14 protein-coding genes are annotated in these 16,365 nt (G+C 73.6%); 2 read left to right on the top strand and 12 right to left on the bottom strand.

Translation table 11 applies throughout. The features are described 5' to 3' along the window. Window positions 1–65 precede the first annotated feature (65 nt). The 7 genes from Q0817_RS01720 to moaC all read right to left on the bottom strand — a co-directional run bounded on the left by Q0817_RS01720 (window position 66) and on the right by moaC (window position 5,996). Window positions 66–779 (bottom strand): glycosyltransferase, encoded by a 714-nt coding sequence (locus Q0817_RS01720; protein ID WP_298583245.1) that lies wholly within the window; start codon window positions 777–779, stop codon window positions 66–68. After that, window positions 773–2,131, bottom strand: a complete 1,359-nt coding sequence (locus Q0817_RS01715; RefSeq protein WP_366139848.1) for a PIG-L family deacetylase — start codon at window positions 2,129–2,131, stop codon at window positions 773–775. Before Q0817_RS01715 ends, Q0817_RS01720 begins: the two co-directional genes overlap by 7 nt. Beyond that, a complete protein-coding gene (locus Q0817_RS01710) occupies window positions 2,128–3,201 on the bottom strand; it encodes an acyl-CoA dehydrogenase family protein (RefSeq protein ID WP_298583243.1) in 1,074 nt (357 codons plus the stop codon). The genes Q0817_RS01715 and Q0817_RS01710 overlap by 4 nt, the downstream gene beginning before the upstream one ends. A 113-nt stretch (window positions 3,202–3,314) precedes the next feature. Further along, a complete protein-coding gene (gene moeB / locus Q0817_RS01705; RefSeq protein WP_298583241.1) occupies window positions 3,315–4,496 on the bottom strand; it encodes a molybdopterin-synthase adenylyltransferase MoeB in 1,182 nt (393 codons plus the stop codon). 5 nt (window positions 4,497–4,501) lie between these two features. Continuing rightward, window positions 4,502–4,954: a molybdenum cofactor biosynthesis protein MoaE gene (locus Q0817_RS01700; RefSeq protein WP_298583239.1), complete on the bottom strand. Its 453-nt coding sequence runs from the start codon at window positions 4,952–4,954 to the stop codon at window positions 4,502–4,504. Next, window positions 4,951–5,502, bottom strand: coding sequence for a MogA/MoaB family molybdenum cofactor biosynthesis protein (locus Q0817_RS01695; RefSeq protein ID WP_298583237.1), 552 nt, complete (start codon window positions 5,500–5,502; stop codon window positions 4,951–4,953). Before Q0817_RS01695 ends, Q0817_RS01700 begins: the two co-directional genes overlap by 4 nt. Beyond that, window positions 5,499–5,996, bottom strand: a complete 498-nt coding sequence (gene moaC, locus Q0817_RS01690) for a cyclic pyranopterin monophosphate synthase MoaC (protein WP_298583235.1) — start codon at window positions 5,994–5,996, stop codon at window positions 5,499–5,501. The genes Q0817_RS01695 and moaC overlap by 4 nt, the downstream gene beginning before the upstream one ends. 171 nt (window positions 5,997–6,167) lie before the next feature. On the opposite strand from moaC, the gene Q0817_RS01685 reads away from it, so the two are divergent. Both Q0817_RS01685 and Q0817_RS01680 read left to right on the top strand, forming a co-directional pair. Continuing rightward, window positions 6,168–7,376, top strand: a complete 1,209-nt coding sequence (locus Q0817_RS01685) for a globin domain-containing protein (RefSeq protein WP_298583234.1) — start codon at window positions 6,168–6,170, stop codon at window positions 7,374–7,376. Between the two features lie 107 nt (window positions 7,377–7,483). Then, the gene (locus Q0817_RS01680; protein WP_298583232.1) at window positions 7,484–7,951 is read left to right on the top strand and encodes a pyridoxamine 5'-phosphate oxidase family protein; all 468 of its coding nucleotides are present in this window, start codon (window positions 7,484–7,486) and stop codon (window positions 7,949–7,951) included. 75 nt (window positions 7,952–8,026) lie between these two features. Here Q0817_RS01680 and Q0817_RS01675 read toward each other — a convergent pair whose 3' ends face one another. The 5 genes from Q0817_RS01675 to Q0817_RS01655 are packed head-to-tail and all read right to left on the bottom strand — an operon-like array spanning window position 8,027 to window position 16,245. Continuing rightward, entirely contained in the window at window positions 8,027–9,271 is a 1,245-nt protein-coding gene (locus tag Q0817_RS01675) for an MFS transporter (RefSeq protein ID WP_298583230.1), read from the bottom strand. 29 nt (window positions 9,272–9,300) lie between these two features. Beyond that, complete coding sequence (narI, locus tag Q0817_RS01670) at window positions 9,301–10,161, bottom strand: respiratory nitrate reductase subunit gamma (protein ID WP_298583229.1); 861 nt, start codon at window positions 10,159–10,161, stop codon at window positions 9,301–9,303. Then, window positions 10,158–10,850, bottom strand: coding sequence for a nitrate reductase molybdenum cofactor assembly chaperone (gene narJ, locus Q0817_RS01665; protein WP_298583227.1), 693 nt, complete (start codon window positions 10,848–10,850; stop codon window positions 10,158–10,160). Before narJ ends, narI begins: the two co-directional genes overlap by 4 nt. Next, on the bottom strand, window positions 10,847–12,520 hold the full coding sequence (gene narH, locus Q0817_RS01660) for a nitrate reductase subunit beta (RefSeq protein WP_298583225.1): 1,674 nt from the start codon (window positions 12,518–12,520) through the stop codon (window positions 10,847–10,849). Before narH ends, narJ begins: the two co-directional genes overlap by 4 nt. Beyond that, window positions 12,520–16,245 carry a nitrate reductase subunit alpha gene (locus tag Q0817_RS01655; protein WP_298583223.1) on the bottom strand — a complete coding sequence of 1,242 codons (3,726 nt, stop codon included), beginning with the start codon at window positions 16,243–16,245 and terminating at the stop codon, window positions 12,520–12,522. Before Q0817_RS01655 ends, narH begins: the two co-directional genes overlap by 1 nt. Window positions 16,246–16,365: the final 120 nt, after the last annotated feature.

Below are 16,365 nucleotides of genomic sequence, written 5' to 3'. Positions count from 1 at the left end.
GCAGACGGGACCGGCCCCTGGCCAGGGCTGTCCGCTCCCCGCGTAGCCGTGGTCCCGGGCGGCCCTCAGAGCGGGCCCGCCCCGAGGGCGTGCCGCTCCCCGGCCAGCGCCCGCAGGTATCCGGCGAAGCCCCGCTCGGCCCGGCCGGTGCTGCGGCCCGAGGTCAGCACGCGCACCCGGTCCGTGGCGAGCACCCGGTGCCCGTGCGCCCGCGCCGTCTCCGCCAGTCCGACGTCCTCACCGTGCGGCACCGGCCGGAAGCCCCCGCACGCGGCGTAGACGTCGGCGCGGACGCCCAGGTTCGCCGCGTGCACGTGCGGGTGCCCCTCCTCCAGCCGGTGCAGGGCGTGCCAGCGCTCCAGGACGCCCGGGGCCAGGTCCCTCGGGTCCGGCTCCACGGTGCCCAGCACCAGCTCCGCCCCGCTCCCGGCCGCGTCCAGGTGGCCCGTGAGCCAGTGGGCGGGCACCGCGCTGTCGGCGTCGGTCGACACGATCCAGGTGCGCTCCCCGGCGGCTCCCGCGGCGAGCACGGCCGCGGCCCGGGCCGCCCCCGCGGTGCCCCAGGCGCCGACGACGACGTCCGCTCCCGCCGCCGCGGCGATCCGGGCGCTGCCGTCGGTGCAGCGGTCCAGGGCCACCACGACGTCCACCCGCACCGGTGGCCGGGCCCCCCGCGCCCGGGTGGCGGCGTGCTCCACCGTGGCCAGGCACCGGCCGAGCAGCCGTTCCTCGTTCCGGACCGGGACCACCACCACCACGCGCTCCACCGCCGTCAGCACGGTCCGGCGCCGGCGGCCCGGGGCGCCACGGGCTCGAAGACCTCCAGCACGAAGTCCCGTTCCGTGTGCTCCAGCAGGCGTCCGAATCGGGCGTCCGCGCGCACGGCCGCGTGCACGTCGGCCCCGTCGAGCGGCCAGCCCTCGATCGGGTGGCGCCAGTGGCACAGCAGGAGGTGGCCGTCCGGCTCGAGGGATCCGGCCACGCGGTCGAGGAGACCGGTCAGCTGCGCGGCGTCGAGGAAGTAGCCGGTCTCGGAGAGCACCACGAGGTCGAAGCGGCCGGGCGGCCACTGCTCGGGCAGCCCGCGCCGCTCCACCTGCACGCCGGGGTGCTCCGCCAGCCGGTCCCGGGCCCGTGCGACCGCGACGCCGCTCGCGTCCACGGCCAGCACGAGGTCCGCCCGTCCCGAGAGCTCCGCGGTGAGGGCGCCGACGGAGCAGCCGGCCTCCAGGACCCGGCGGTACCGGGGGCGGGGCAGCGCGGCGAGGGTCACGGCGCGCTTGCGCCGCTCGTACCAGGAGGAGTCGACGTCCCAGGGGTCCTCGGCGCCGCGGTGGACGTCGTCGAACACGCCGGCGGCGTCCGGGGCCGTCCCCGCGGGCGGGACCACGAAGAAGTGCTCCGCCGGGCGGCGGAACCGGGCCAGCACGTGGGGGCCCAGGAGGGCCTCGTCCCCCGGGGCCGGGGACAGCGGCAGGACCTGCGAGGCGTGGGCGGCCAGGGCCCGCTCCTTGGCCGCACGCGCGCCGGCGTCCAGGGCGAGGACCCGGATCCCGTGCGGGGGCAGGTCGCCGGGCCCGCCCCAGTGCCACAGCCAGACGGGGTACTCGAGGCACTCGACGCCGTGGGCGGAGGCGGCCGCCCGGGCCGCCCGGCCCAGCACCTCGTGGTCGACGTGCCCGTCCTCGCCCCAGGGTGCGGCGAGCACGCCCCGCCGCCCGGCGGCGGCCCAGGCCGCCGCCTCGGCCACGGGGGCGCGCAGCGCCTCCCCCGCGGCGTCCAGGGCCCCGTCGGGGAGCTCCAGGAGCTCGGGCGCCACGCCGTCCGCGAGACGGTCCGTGGCGGCCGCGGCCTCGGCCCGGCGCACGCGGGCGAGGTCGGCGGGAGTGCGGGTCGGGGACCGCGGGTGGGACCGCTCCCCCAGGGTCGCCACGACCACCCGCACCCGGGCGCCCGCGCGGACCGCGAGCGAGATGAGCCCGCCCGCGCCAAGGCTCTCGTCGTCGGGGTGGGCGGCGAGGACCACGAGGCGGTCGATGCCGCCGAGCTCGAGCGGACGCGCGGCGCGCAGGTGCGGCGCCTGCTCCCACACCGCTTCGGGGGTCCCGGGGTCCCGGTGGTCGAAGCTCACCACGGGCGGTCCCCGGGCGCGCCGTCGAGCAGGGCGCGGCCCAGGGCCGCGGCGTCCCGCTGGGCGTGCTCCTGCCGGAGGTAGACCTGCAGGGCGCTCACCCGGCGGACGTGCTCGGGCGCCCCGGTCAGCGGGCCCGGTCCGGTGGCGGCCGACACCTCCGCGATCACGGCCTCCGCGGCCCGTGCGACGATGCGCCGCGTGCGCAGGGCCAGGACCGCCCCGCGGTCCCCGCCGGCCCCGCCGGCGTCGACCTGCTCCGCCGCCGAGCCCAGCGCCGTGCGGGCGGTGTGCAGGAGCGTGTCGACGACGCCGAGCGCCGCGTGCCCCAGCTGGTCGAGCGGGCGCCCGCCCGGCCGGCGGCGCCGCGCGGCGTCCTCCCACAGGAGATCGGCCACCCCCGCCGCACCGCCGTACCAGCACGCGGCCACGCCGATCCCGCCCCAGGCGAAGCCGGGGCGCTCCAGGTACCACCCGTCCTCTCCGACCGGCACGGCCGGCACCCGCGTGCACCGCACGTCACCGGTCGGCACGTCCCACAGCCCGGCCGGCCGCCAGCCCTCGGTGCTCCCGGGGACCACGCCGGGGTGGGCGAGGTCCACGGCGAAGGCCCGGCGGCGGCCCCCGCCCGTGCTCGCGGTGACGACCGCCCGGTCGAGGTGCGCGGCGAGGGAGCACCAGGCCTTGGAGCCCGTGAGCTCCCACCCGCCGGGCCCGTGCCGGGCCACGAGCTCGTGGCCGGGAGCCTCGGCGGCCCAGACGCCCCAGGCGGCGGGCCGGCCGGCGAGCTCCTCGAGCCCTGCCTGGCGCAGGATCGCGAGGGCGTCCAGGTGCGGCTCCACGACGCGGGCGAGCGACAGGTCGAGCCGGGCGAGCTCGGAGAGCCGGAGCCACAGCTGCCCGGTGCGGCCCGCGCCGGGAGCGGGGAGCTCCTCGCCGAGCTCCCGGGCCACGTCGAGGGCCGCTCGCAGGGCCTGGTCCACGGCGCCGGGCGCTGCGGCGCGCAGGGCCGCCGCGGCCTCCTGGACGCGGCCGGGGTGGGCGGTGCGGCGGGGGTGCGGAGGGGGCATGCGGTGTCCATCGGTCGGCGGCACGGGATGATCAGCCTACGTCCTGTCCGCCGGACCTGCCCCCGCGCCCGATGCCGGGCGCTCCGGGCCGGGACCCGGGGAGCGGGACCGGGTCAGTAGGGCTGCTGGGACGGGTCCACCTGGTCGATCCACGCCAGCACCCCGCCCTCGAGGTGCGCGACGTCGGGGTGCCCCGAGGCCACCAGGAGCCGCAGGGCCCGCTCGGAGCGCGCCCCGGCCTTGCAGTGCAGCAGCACCCGGCGGTTCGGGGCGATCCGCGCGAAGGCCTCCCCGGACTCGAACTGCCCCAGCGGGACCAGCCGCGCGCCGGGGATCGCCGCGAGCCGGGCCTCGTAGGGCTCCCGGACGTCGACGAGCTCGAAGTCCGCCGCGCCGCGCGCCCGCGCCGCCAGCAGCGCCTCGAGCTCGCGGGCCGTCACGGTCGGGACGTCCTCCGGGCCCGTGACGGAGCGGGGCGCCGGGCAGGCGGGCGCGCCGTCGTCGCCGGCCGCCGTCAGGGTGGTCACGGGCGCGCGGCCCGGCGTGGGCGAGAGCGGGATCTCCCACCAGCGCGCCGACAGGGCGTCGTAGGTGGCGACCCGGCCGAGCATCGTGGTGCCGATCCCGGTGACCAGCTTGACGGCCTCGACCGCCATGGCGGTGCCCAGCAGGCCCGGCAGCACGCCGAGCACCCCGGCCTCGGCGCAGCTGGGCACCGTGCCCGGTGCCGGGGGCACGGGGTAGAGGTCGCGGTAGGTGGGCCCGTGGGCGCCCCAGAACACCGAGTACTGGCCGTCGAAGCGCAGGATCGAGCCCCACACGTGCGGGAGACCGGTCAGTTCGCACGCGTCGGAGACGAGGTAGCGGGTCCCGAAGTTGTCCGTGCCGTCCAGGACGAGGTCGTACCCGGCGAGGACCTCCTCCGCGTTGCCCGCGGTGAGCCGCACGCGGTGCTCCACGACGCGCACCAGCGGGTTGAGGTCGGCGATCCGCGCGGCGGCCGAGGCGGTCTTGGGCGCCCCGAGGGTCCCCTCGCCGTGGATCACCTGGCGCTGCAGGTTGGAGGCGTCCACGACGTCGTCGTCGACCACGCCGAGGGTCCCGACGCCCGCGGCGGCGAGGTAGAGCAGGGCCGGGGAGCCGAGACCGCCCGCGCCCACGCACAGCACCCGGGCGTTCTTGAGCCGCCGCTGGCCCTCCTCGCCGATCTCGGGGACGGTCAGGTGGCGGGCGTAGCGGCGCAGCTCGGCGCCGGTGAGCTCCGGGGCGGGGTCGACGAGCGGGGGCAGGTCCACGGCGCTCAGGCGTCCAGCCCGACCCACTCGGTGGAGCCGTCCGCGAACAGCTGCTCCTTCCAGATGGGCACCTCTGTCTTGATCCGGTCCACGAGCGCGTCACAGGCGGCGAACGCGAGCTTGCGGTGCGCGGCGGCCACGGCGGCCTCCAGTGCGGAGTCCCCGATCCCGAGCGGACCGACCCGATGGGCGGCCCAGATCCGCACCCCGGGGAACTCCTCGGCGACCCGGCGGGCCACGTCCTGGATGGCCCGGTCCGCGCCGGGGTGGCAGGTGTAGTCGAGGCTGGTGACGGGGCGTCCGCCGTCGTGGTCGCGGATGACGCCGCTGAAGGAGACCACGGCGCCCGTGCGCTCGTCCTGCACGGCCGCGACGGCCCGGGCGTGGTCCAGGGGCTCCTCGGTGACGAAGGCGCCGACCACGGCGGTCTCCGCCTGGATCGGTCCGGGGCTGCTCATCGGTCGGTCTCCTCGTGCGCTCGGGGGTCGTGGCGGGGGTCGTGGCGGGGGCCGTCGTGCCCGCGGTCGCGGTGGCCCTCGAGCTGGTCGCAGACGTGGTCGAGGAGCGGCTCGAGGACCGTCAGCCCGTCCCGGACCCCGCCGGTGGAGCCGGGGAGGTTGACCACGAAGGTGGCGCCGCTGACCCCGGCGTGCCCGCGGCTGAGCACCGCCAGGGGCGTGGTCCTCCGGCCCTCCGCCCACAGTGCCTCCATGATGCCGGGCAGCTCGCGGTCCAGGAAGGGCCGGGTCATCTCGGGGGTGAGGTCGTCCGGGCCGAGGCCGGTCCCCCCGCTGGTGACGACCACCCGGGGACGGTCCTCGGGGGCCCGGGTCACGAGCAGCCGCTGGAGCTCGGCGCGCACGTCCTCGCCGTCGGCCACCACGAAGGGGCCTTCGACCGCGAAGCCGTGGGAGCCGAACCAGTCGGCGGCGATCCGCCCGCTCCGGTCCGGGTAGACCCCGGCGGCCGCGCGGGTCGACGCGACGACGACGGCGGCACTCCTCATGCGGCGTCCCCGTCGGTCCGCGCCCAGTCCCCGGACTTGCCGCCGGACTTCGCGAGCACCTTCACCTGCTCGATCTCGGCGAGCTTGTCCACGGCCTTGATCATGTCGTAGAGCGTCAGGGCGGCCACCGCCGCCGCGGTGAGCGCCTCCATCTCGACGCCCGTCACCCCGCGGGTCCGCACCGTCGCGCTGATCCGCACGCCGTCCGCGAGCCGCTCGAAGTCCACGGTCACCTTGCTGATCGGCAGGGGGTGGCACAGCGGGACGAGCTCCGGGGTCTTCTTGGCCGCCATGATCCCCGCCACCCGGGCCACCGGCAGGGCGTCCCCCTTGGGCAGGTCCGCGGCGAAGACCTGTTCGACGACGTCGGGGCGGGTGCGCAGCGTGGCCGTCGCGGTGGCCTCGCGGGTGGTGACGGCCTTGTCCGAGACGTCCACCATGTGCGCGGACCCGTCCGCCCGGACGTGGGTCAGGCCCTGCTGCTGGTCGGTCATGTCGGTCCGGTCCCCTTCGCCTCTGCCGTCGGTGCGTCCCTCCCATTCTGGCCCACGACCGGGCCGGGCGCCGCCGTGTCATGTCCTGGTACGGCGCCCGGTGCGGTGCTAGCTTGACGGGACGCGACCAGAGCGCCGTCGACGACGTCGGCGCTCGTGAAGGAGCCCACCGTGCTGTCAGACACCTCGTACCCCGTGGTGAAGGCCACGCTCCCCGTGGTCGGGGAGAACATCCAGGAGATCGCCCGGCGCTTCTACCAGCACATGTTCGGGGAGCACCCCGAGCTGCTGGACGGGCTGTTCAACCGCGGCAACCAGGCCGACGGCCGCCAGCAGCAGGCGCTGGCCGGTTCCGTGGCCGCCTTCGCCGGCTACCTGGTGAACAAGCCGACCGAGCTGCCGGACCACCTGCTCTCCCGCATCGCGCACAAGCACGTGTCCCTGGGGCTGCACCCGGACCAGTACCAGATCGTGCACGACAACCTCATGTGGGCCATCGTGGACGTCCTGGGCGACGCCGTGACCCCGGAGGTCGCCGCGGCGTGGGACGAGGTCTACTGGCTGATGGCCAACGTGCTCATCAACCAGGAGCGGGGTCTCTACGACGCGGTCCGGCTCTCCCCCGAGACCGTCTGGCGGACCTGGCGGGTGGTCGAGAAGATCCCGGAGACCGAGGACGTCACGACCTTCGTGGTGGAGCGCGTCGACGAGCGCGAGGTGAAGCGGTCCCTGCCGGGGCAGTACGTGACCCTGAGGATGGAGATGCCCGACGGGGTGCAGCAGCCCCGGCAGTACAGCCTGACCCGCGCCGACGACGGCCACCACCGGCGCTTCGCGGTCAAGCGGGTGCGCGGCAACGGCACTCCGGCCGGCGAGATGTCCACCCTGCTGCACGACCGGGTGCAGGTGGGCGACGAGGTGGTGCTGTCGGTGCCCTCCGGCGACGTGGTCCTGGAGTACTCGGACCGGCCCCTGGTCCTGGCCAGCGCCGGCATCGGCGTCACCCCCATGGCGGGCATGCTCTCGCACCTGGTGAAGGACGGCTCGCAGCGCACGGTGCAGTTCCTGCACGCGGACACCGCGCCGGAGACGTTCGCGCTGCGCGGGCAGATCGAGGAGGACCTCGCCGCCCTGGAGGACGGCTCCCTCCGGGCCTGGTTCGAGCAGCCCCGGACGAGCGGCGAGCGCGCCGAGAACGAGCACGAGGGGTTCATGGACCTGCGCACCGTGGAGCTGCCGCACGACGCGCAGTACTACCTGTGCGGGCCGCTGCCGTTCATGCAGGCCGTGCGCAGCGCGCTCATCGCCAGGGGCGTCCCGGCCCGGGACATCCAGTACGAGGTGTTCGGCCCGGACCTCTGGCTCGCCGACTTCGAGTGAGGGGCCGGGGCAGCCCGGTGGCCGGAAGCACGAGGACCAGCACGAGGACCAGCACCAGGACCAGCACGCGGCAGCGGGCCGGGACAGCGACGACGACGGAGGACACGATGACGGACACGCACGGCCACGACGTGGAGGAGCTGGCGGTCAACAGCTGCTGGGAGCTGCTGCGGAACGCGGGTGTCGGCCGCCTCGCCGTGTGGGTGGAGGACCACCCGGACATCTTCCCGGTCAACTTCGTGGTGGACCACGGGACCCTCGTCTTCCGCTCGGCCGAGGGGACGAAGATCGCGGGCGCCCTGACCGACGTCCCCGTGGCGGTGGAGATCGACGGGTACGACGAGCCCTCCGGGAAGGCGTGGAGCGTGGTGGTCAAGGGCCGCGCCGAGCGCATCCGGCAGGTCCAGGAGCTCACGGACACCCTCGACCTGCCGCTGTTCCCGTGGCAGGCGGGGCGCAAGGGCATCTTCGTCCGGGTCGTGCCGGGGCTCGTGACGGGCCGCCGGTTCCCGGTCGCGGATCCGGAGGTGTGGCGCACCCCGCTGTCGGGGGCGCGGCACTCCCCGGACGAGTGAGCCCGGACGAGTGAGCCCGGGCCCGCGGAGCCGCTGGGGGCCGCCCGGACACCGTCACCGGTGCCCGGGCGGCCCTCAGTCGCGGGACCGCTCGTCGACCTTCCCCCCGTTGCGCACGGTGAAGGTGAGCACCAGGGCGGCCACCGCGAACACGGCCAGCAGGGTCAGCCCCACGAAGTAGCTGTTGTTCTCGGCGTCGTAGGTGGCGCCCATCACGAGCGGCGGGAAGTAGCCGCCGAGACCGCCTGCGGCCGCGATGATGCCGCCGATCGTGCCCACGTCCTTCGCCGGGGCGGCCCGTCCCACCCACGCGAACACGCCGCCGGTGCCCAGGCCGAGGAACACCGCCATGGCCAGGAACGTGGCCCCGTAGGCGACCTCCTGGATCGGCTGCAGCGCCACGACCATCGCGAGGACCGCCGTGCCGACGAGCGAGGTGACGGTGACGACCTTCGGGCCGAACCGGTCGGCGAGGATCCCGCCGACCGGCCGGGCGACCACCGCCGCGAGGGCGAAGCCCGCGGTGCGGGTCCCGGCCGCGGTGGCGTCGAAGCCGTAGACGGTGTCCAGGTAGGTGGGCAGGTAGTTGGAGAACGCCACGAACGCGCCGAAGACCACGCCGTAGAGGAAGCACAGCTGCCAGGTCACCTTCAGGGTGAAGGCGTGCTTGATCCGGGGCAGCACCGGCTGCGGCACGGCGCCGGCGCGGGCCGGGGAATCGCGCAGGCCGATCCAGCACACCACGGCCATGGCCGCGACGATCGCGGCGATGACCGCGTGGGCGCCCACGTACCCTATGCCCGCCACCAGGCGCGGGGTGACGAACGCGGAGACGGCCGTGCCGGCCATGCCCGCGCCGAAGACGCCGGTGGCGAAGCCCTTGCGGTGGGACTCGTACCACGCGGAGCAGAACGGGATGCCGATCGCGAAGACCGTGCCGGCGATGCCGAGGAAGAACGCCACGACCAGCAGCAGCACGAAGCTGCCCAGCTGTCCCACGAGGGCGGTGAGCAGCACCAGCGGGGCGGTCAGGGCGAGGATCGCCGTGAACATCACCCGTCCCCCGAAGCGGTCCGTGAGGGCGCCGACGGGCACCCGGGCGATGGAGCCGACGAAGATCGGCATCGCCACGAGCAGCGCGGTCTGCGAGGAGCTGAGCTCCATCTGCTCCGCGTAGCGCCTGGACAGCGGGCCCACGATCGTCCAGGCCCAGAAGCCCGCCGTGGACGCCAGCGTGGCGAGGAGCAGGTTCCGCAGCTGGCCGGACCGCAGGTCCGGGGCCGCGGTGTCCGGGGAGGCATGGGGCGGCGAAGATGACATGGCGGTCCTCGTGGGTCCGGGGGCGGGGGTCAGCGGCGGGTGCCGGCGCGGTTGCGGTGGGTGCTCCTGTCCCGGTCCTGGGTCCCGACGGGGTCCCAGCCGCGGCGCACCGGCACGGACCCGGTGGACCGGTGGTCCCGGGAGCGGTAGACGATGTACGGCCGGAACAGGTAGTGCACGGGCGCCGTGAACGCGTGCACCAGGCGGGTGAACGGCCACACGGCGAAGAGCCCCATGGCCCACAGGGCGTGCACCTTGAAGGAGATCCCGGCGGCCGTCATCGCGGCGACGTCCGGCTGCAGGATCCAGATCGAGCGGAACCACGGCGAGACCGTCTGGCGGTAGTCGGGCACGGAGTGGTCGAACACCGAGATGAGGGTGGTGCCCAGCCCCGTGAGCAACGCGGCCACGAGCATGATGTACATGAACTTGTCGTTCTTGGTGGTCGCCATGAACACGGGTCCGGTGGTGCGCCGGCGCCAGATGAGCAGGACGATCCCGAGCAGCGTGCCCACGCCGGCCACGAGCCCGATGCTCAGGGCCAGGAAGTGGTACATCCCCTCGGTGACGCCCACGGCCTCCGTCCAGGTCTTCGGGATGATCAGACCCATGACGTGGCCCGCGAGCACGGCGAGGATCCCGAAGTGGAACAGCGGGGAGGCGATGCGCAGGATGCGGGACTCGTAGAGCTGCGAGGACCGCGTGGTCCACCCGAACTGGTCGTACCTGTACCGCCAGACGGTGCCGCCGATCACGATCGCGAGCACGACGTAGGGCAGCACGCCCCAGAGCAGGATGTCGCCGACCCCCGTCCCGGCGGCGGCCGGGACCGCCGCCTCGAGGGGGAGGGAGGTCCCGGGCGCGAGCAGGCTCGCGGCGGTGGCAGTCATGCGCTGTTCCTTTCGGTGACGGGCAGCAGCCGGGGATCGTACGGGTCGAGGCCCACGGACTCCGTGGGCGGACCGTAGCCGGCCATCCGCAGGGCGGCGTCCCGGTCCTCCGGGGAGACCCCGGGCAGGGTGGAGCACACGAGGGCGACGACGCCGTGGTACGGCAGGCCGTCGTCGCGCAGCGCCAGCCGCAGCAGCTCGAGGGACGGCCGATAGCGCTGGAGCAGCTCGTAGCCGTCCTCCGGGGAGACCGTCGCCGCGAACTCGAGCACGAGCGGCAGGTAGTCCGGCAGCTCGGTCTCGTCCAGCTGTGCGCCGTGGGACCGGTAGACCTCCTTGAACGCGGCGAGCGCCTCGCCCCGCCGCCGGGTGTCCCCGTCGGTCCAGTAGGTCAGGTGCAGGCTGTGCCGCCGGGAGAGGTCGAACTCCTGGACGTAGTCGGCCTGCACCGCGTCGAGCGGGCGGGCGCGCAGCCAGTCGAGGAGGTCCTCGGGCACGGGCGCGCCCACCTCCTCGAGGGCCTCCCGCAGGACGGGCAGCATCGCCAGCAGCTCGCGGTCGGGATAGCCCAGCAGCACGGCGGCGGCCTGCCGGGCCACCGCGCTGCGCCGCGGGTGCCGGTCCGTGCAGGCCCCGGGGTCGAGAGTGCCCTTGCCGGCCTTGCCCAGCAGCCTCTCCAGCAGGCTCACGGCCGGTCCCCGTCCTCGGAGCGCGGCGGGAACAGCCCCGCGGGCGCTCCTCTGCCGTCCCAGTTGAGCAGGTTCACTCGGCCGGCCATCTGCTGCTCCCCGGTGGCGGACTCGCCGGTCTGCCGCGCCTGCAGGGCGTTGAAGTTCTCCACGGCCACGGGCGTGGGGCGGCCTGACGCCTCGCCGAACACGCCGGTCTGGCCCATTCCGGGCCCGCCGTCCACGTCGAGGGAGCAGCCGATCTCCTCGAGGTTGTGCGCGTCCTCCAGGTGGGCGGAGGGGATGACGTAGCGCTCGTCGTACTTGGCGATGGCCATGAGCCGGTACATCTTCTGGATCTCGGACCCGGTCATCCCGACGCCCTCGGCGATCGACTCGTCCGGGGGGTCCCCGAGGGCGATGTCCCGCATGTAGGAGCGCATGGCCGCGAGCTTGCGCAGCACGTCCGTGACGATCTGCGTGTCCCCCGCCGTGAACAGCTCGGCGAGGTACTCGACCGGGATGCGCAGCGACTCGATGGCGCCGAACAGATTGCCCGCGTCCTCGCCGTCGTGCCCCTGGTCCTTGAGCAGGTCCACGACCGGGGACAGCGGCGGGACGTACCAGACCATGGGCATCGTCCGGTACTCCGGGTGCAGCGGCAGCGCCACCCGCAGCTCCTTGGCCAGGGTGTAGACCGGGGACCTGCGCGCGGCGTCGAGCCAGTCCTCGGGGATGCCCTCGGCGCGCGCCGCGGCGACCACCTCCGGGTCGTGCGGGTCGAGCATGAGGTCCAGCTGGGCCTCGTAGAGGTCCCGCTCGTCCGGGGTCGCGGCGGCCTCGGTGACCCGGTCGGCGTCGTAGAGGAAGATGCCGATGTAGCGCAGCCGGCCCACGCACGTCTCCGCGCAGACCGTGGGGATGCCCACCTCGATCCGGGGATAGCAGAACGTGCACTTCTCGGCCTTGCCGGACTTGTGGTTGTAGTACATCTTCTTGTACGGGCAGCCGGTGACGCACTGCCGCCAGCCGCGGCAGCGGTCCTGGTCCACCAGCACGATCCCGTCCTCGGTGCGCTTGTAGATCGCGCCGGAGGGGCAGGAGGCCATGCAGGAGGGGTTCAGGCAGTGCTCGCAGATGCGCGGGAGGTAGAACGCGAACGTCTGCTCGAACTCGAACGTGATCCGGTCCTCGGACTCGCGGCGCACCTTCTCCACGATCGGGTCCAGGTGGCCGGCCTCGGTGACGCCGCCGAGGTTGTCGTCCCAGTTGGCGGACCACTCGATCTTGGTGTCCTCCCCCGTGATCAGGGACTTGGGGCGGGCCACGGGGAAGTCGGTGCCGGCGGGCGCGTTGGTCAGGGTCTCGTAGTCGTAGGTCCACGGCTCGTAGTAGTCGTTGAGCTCCGGCTGGACGGGGCTGGCGAACAGTCCCGCGAGCTTCGCCCAGCGCCCGCCCGACCTGAGCTTGAGGTTGCCGCGGCGGTTGAGCTCCCAGCCGCCCTTCCACTTCTCCTGGTCCTCGTACCGGCGGGGATAGCCCTGCCCGGGACGGGTCTCCACGTTGTTGAACCACACGTACTCCGTGCCGGCGCGGTTCGTCCACGCCTGCTTGCACGTCACCGAACAGGTGTGGCACCCGATGCACTTGTCGAGCGCCATCACCATGGCGACCTGGGCCATGACTCGCATCAGTACTGGACCTCCTGGGAGCGCTTGCGGACCACGGAGACGATGTCGCGCTGGTTGCCGGTGGGCCCGAGGTAGTTGAAGGCCCAGGACAGCTGCGCGTAGCCGCCGATCATGTGGGTGGGTTTGACGAGGATGCGCGTGACCGAGTTGTGGATCCCGCCGCGGCGACCGGTCGCCTCGGACTTCGGCACGTCGATGGTGCGCTCCTGGGCGTGGTGGACGTAGACCACGCCGGCCGGCATGCGGTGGCTGACGATGGCCCGGCCCACGTAGACGCCGTTGGTGTTGACGCACTCGACCCACTGGTTGTCGGAGACCTCGATCAGCGCGGCGTCCTGGGGGCTCATCCACACCGTGGTGCCCCCGCGGGAGAGGGAGAGCATGAACAGGTTGTCCTGGTACTCCGAGTGGATCGACCACTTGTTGTGGGGGGTCAGGTACCGCACGGCGACGGACAGCTCCCCCCGTTCCCCGAGCTGCGGCTCGCCGAAGAGCCGGTGCATGTCCAGGGGCGGGCGGTAGATGGGCAGGGTCTCGCCCATGTCCTTCATCCAGTCGTGGTCCAGGAAGAAGTGCATCCGCCCGGTGAGGGTGTGGAAGGGCTTGAGCCGTTCGATGTTGACCGTGAACGGGGCGTAGCGCCGCCCGCCGGTCTCCGAGCCGGACCACTCGGGGGACGTGATCACCGGGACCGGGGCGGCCTGGGTGTCGGCGAAGCTGATCCGCTTCTCCTCGGAGCCGCGGGCGAGGTCCGCGAGCTCCACCCCGGTGCGCTTCTCGAGGGTCTCGAAGCCCTGCACGGCGAGCTCCCCGTTCGTGGTGCCCGAGAAGAGCAGGATCGCCTCCGCCATCCGCGCGTCGGTGTCCACGGCCGGGCGGCCCGCGGCGGCCCCGGAGTCGAAGACCCCGTGCAGGCGGGCCAGCTGGTCCACCTGGCGGGAGACGTCGTAGGTGATGTGCTTCGTGGTGAAGCCCAGCTGCTCGGCCAGGGGCCCCACCGCCGAGAACTTGTCCCCGATCGCGGTGTAGTCCCGCTCCACGACCTTGAGGTTCGGCAGGTTCCTGCCCGGCACGGCCGGCAGGTCGGTGTGCTTCCAGTCGGGCGCGTGCCCGCCGGGCTGGGCGATCTCCCCGGGGGTGTCGTGGGTCAGCGCGGTGGCCACGAGGTCCTTGCGCACCCCCAGGTGGGTCCGCGCCTGCCGGGAGAACTCCTCGGAGAGCAGCCGGAACAGCTCGTAGTCGGTCTTGGCCTCCCACGGCGGGTTGATCGCCGGGGTGAACGCGTGCACGTACGGGTGCATGTCCGTGGAGGACAGGTCGTACTTCTCGTACCAGGTGGCGGCGGGGAGGACGACGTCGGAGAGCAGGGTGGAGCTCGTCATCCGGAAGTCCGCGGAGACCAGCAGGTCGAGCTTGCCCTCGGGCGCCTCCTCGTGCCAGGCCACGTCCTTCGGCCGGGACGCGGAGTGGTCCTGGCCCATGACGTTGTGGTGGGTGCCGAGGAGGTGCCGGAGGAAGTACTCCTCGCCCTTCGCGGAGGACCCCAGCAGGTTGGAGCGCCACAGCACCAGGGTGCGGGCCCAGTTCTCGGGGGCGTCGACGTCCTCGACGGCGAAGCGCAGCTCCTCCGACTTCAGCCGGTCCGCGACCCACTGCGCCTCGGCGGGGGCCTCCCCCCGGGCCACGCCCTCGGCGGCGAGGTCCGCGACGTCGAGGGAGTTGCGGTCGAACTGCGGGTAGAACGGCATCCAGCCCATCCGGGTGGACTTCGCGATCACGTCCGCGGTGTGCATGCCCTTCAGGTGGCCCTCCGCCAGGGGCGACTGGAGGGAGTCGGACGAGTAGCCGTCGGAGCGCCACTGGTCGGTGTGCATGTACCAGAACGCGGTGCCGATCATGAACCGGGGCGGGCGGGTCCAGTCGGTGGCGGCGGCCATCGCGGCCCAGCCCGTGATGGGGCGGGCCTTCTCCTGGCCCACGTAGTGCGCCCACCCGCCGCCGTTGCGGCCCTGGCACCCGCACAGCATGAGCATCGCGAGGATCGCCCGGTACGTGACGTCCCCGTGGTACCACTGGCAGATGCCGGCGCCCAGGATGATCATCGACCGGCCGCCGGACTTCTCCGCGTTGGCCGCGAACTCGCGGGCGGTGCGGATCACGGCCTGGGCCGGGACCGAGGTGATCTCCTCCTGCCACGCCGGGGTGTAGGGGGTCGCGACGTCGTCGAGCCCGGCCGCCCAGTCCCCCGGCAGGCCCTCGCGGCCCACACCGTACTGGGCGAGCATCAGGTCGAAGACCGTGGTGACCTTCCGCCCGGCGACCTCGGTGACGGGAACACCGCGGCGCAGCACCGAGCCCTCCCCCGTGGCGTCGGTGAAGGCGGGGAGGTGCACCGCGCTCACGGAACCTTGGTAGGAGGAGGCGTCCGCGAGCGAGAGCGCCGGGCGCACGCCCTGCAGGTCGAGGTTCCACTTCCCCTCGTCCTGGTCGTTGTAGCGGAAGCCCATGGACCCGTGGGGGACCACCGGCGTGCCGGCGTCGCGGTCGATCAGCACGGTCTTGAACGCCGCGTCGGAGGCCTTGGCCTCGCCCCCGCCCAGGTCCGCGGCGGTGACGAACTTGCCGGGCACCACGGTGCCGTCCTCACGTTCGTCGAGGGTGACGAGCATGGGCAGGTCCGTGTACTGCAGGACGTAGTCCTCGAAGAACGGCACCCGCCGCGCCACGAAGTTCTCCCGCAGGATCACGTGGCCCATCGCCATCGCCAGGGCGGCGTCCGTGCCGGCCTGGGCCGGCAGCCACTCGTCGGCGAACTTGGTGTTGTCCGCGTAGTCGGGGCTCACGGAGACGACCTTCGTGCCGCGGTAGCGGGCCTCGACCATCCAGTGCGCGTCCGGGGTGCGCGTGACCGGGACGTTGGAGCCCCACATCATGAGGTAGGTCGCGTCCCACCAGTCGCCGGACTCCGGGACGTCCGTCTGGTCGCCGAAGACCTGGGGGCTGGCCACGGGGAGGTCCGCGTACCAGTCGTAGAAGCTGTTCATCACGCCGCCGATGAGGTTGATGAACCGGGCCCCCGCGGCGTGGGAGACCATGGACATCGCCGGGATCGGGGAGAACCCGGTGCACCGGTCGGGCCCGTAGGTCTTCACGGTGTGCACGTGGGCGGCGGCGGTCATCTCGAGGGCCTCCTGCCAGCTCGAGCGCACCAGCCCGCCCTTGCCGCGGGCCTGCTGGAAGGCCCGGCGCTTCTCCGGGTCGCCCACGACCGCCTGCCAGGCGAGCACGGGGTCCCCGCCCACCTGCTCCTTGGCCTCGCGGTACATCTCCAGCAGCACCCCGCGGACGTACGGGTAGCGGACCCGGGTCGGCGAGTAGGTGTACCAGGAGAAGGCCGCGCCGCGGGGGCAGCCGCGGGGCTCGTACTCCGGGCGGTCGGGACCCACCGAGGGGTAGTCGGTCTCCTGCGCCTCCCAGGTGATGATCCCGTCCTTGACGTAGACCTTCCACGAGCACGAGCCCGTGCAGTTCACCCCGTGCGTGGAGCGGACCACCTTGTCGTGGCTCCACCGGTTCCGGTAGAAGGCGTCCCCGGCCCGCCCGCCCTCGCGGTAGACGGCGCGGCCGTCCGGCGACTCCTCCCAGCGGGTGAAGAACTTCCCGAGCTTGAGCAGGGCGTTGGACGCGGGGCCATCGGTGCCCGGCGGAACGGAGCTGGCAACCATGGTGCCAACCTATCGAATTCAGCATTCTGAATTAGGATTTTCTTGTGGACCAATAAACGGCGATTCGGTGAAAAAGAATTCATGACGCATCAAGTTCAGAATTCATTTTCCGTCAAGAAT

The organism is uncultured Kocuria sp. (assembly GCF_947500125.1).
GTDB lineage: Bacteria > Actinomycetota > Actinomycetes > Actinomycetales > Micrococcaceae > Kocuria.
The sequence above is the reverse complement of the archived record's forward strand: the minus strand, read 5'-3'. Positions and strand labels throughout refer to the sequence as shown.

Excerpts from the sequence above, each read along its gene's own strand:
- Q0817_RS01710 (WP_298583243.1), bottom strand. The coding sequence starts at position 3,201 with ATGCCCCCTCCGCACCCCCGCCGCACCGCCCACCCCGGCCGCGTCCAG.
- Q0817_RS01700 (WP_298583239.1), bottom strand. The coding sequence starts at position 4,954 with ATGAGCAGCCCCGGACCGATCCAGGCGGAGACCGCCGTGGTCGGCGCC.
- Q0817_RS01695 (WP_298583237.1), bottom strand. The coding sequence starts at position 5,502 with ATGAGGAGTGCCGCCGTCGTCGTCGCGTCGACCCGCGCGGCCGCCGGG.
- moaC (WP_298583235.1), bottom strand. The coding sequence starts at position 5,996 with ATGACCGACCAGCAGCAGGGCCTGACCCACGTCCGGGCGGACGGGTCC.
- Q0817_RS01680 (WP_298583232.1), top strand. The coding sequence starts at position 7,484 with ATGACGGACACGCACGGCCACGACGTGGAGGAGCTGGCGGTCAACAGC.
- Q0817_RS01675 (WP_298583230.1), bottom strand. The coding sequence starts at position 9,271 with ATGTCATCTTCGCCGCCCCATGCCTCCCCGGACACCGCGGCCCCGGAC.
- narI (WP_298583229.1), bottom strand. The coding sequence starts at position 10,161 with ATGACTGCCACCGCCGCGAGCCTGCTCGCGCCCGGGACCTCCCTCCCC.
- narH (WP_298583225.1), bottom strand. The coding sequence starts at position 12,520 with ATGCGAGTCATGGCCCAGGTCGCCATGGTGATGGCGCTCGACAAGTGC.
- Q0817_RS01655 (WP_298583223.1), bottom strand. The coding sequence starts at position 16,245 with ATGGTTGCCAGCTCCGTTCCGCCGGGCACCGATGGCCCCGCGTCCAAC.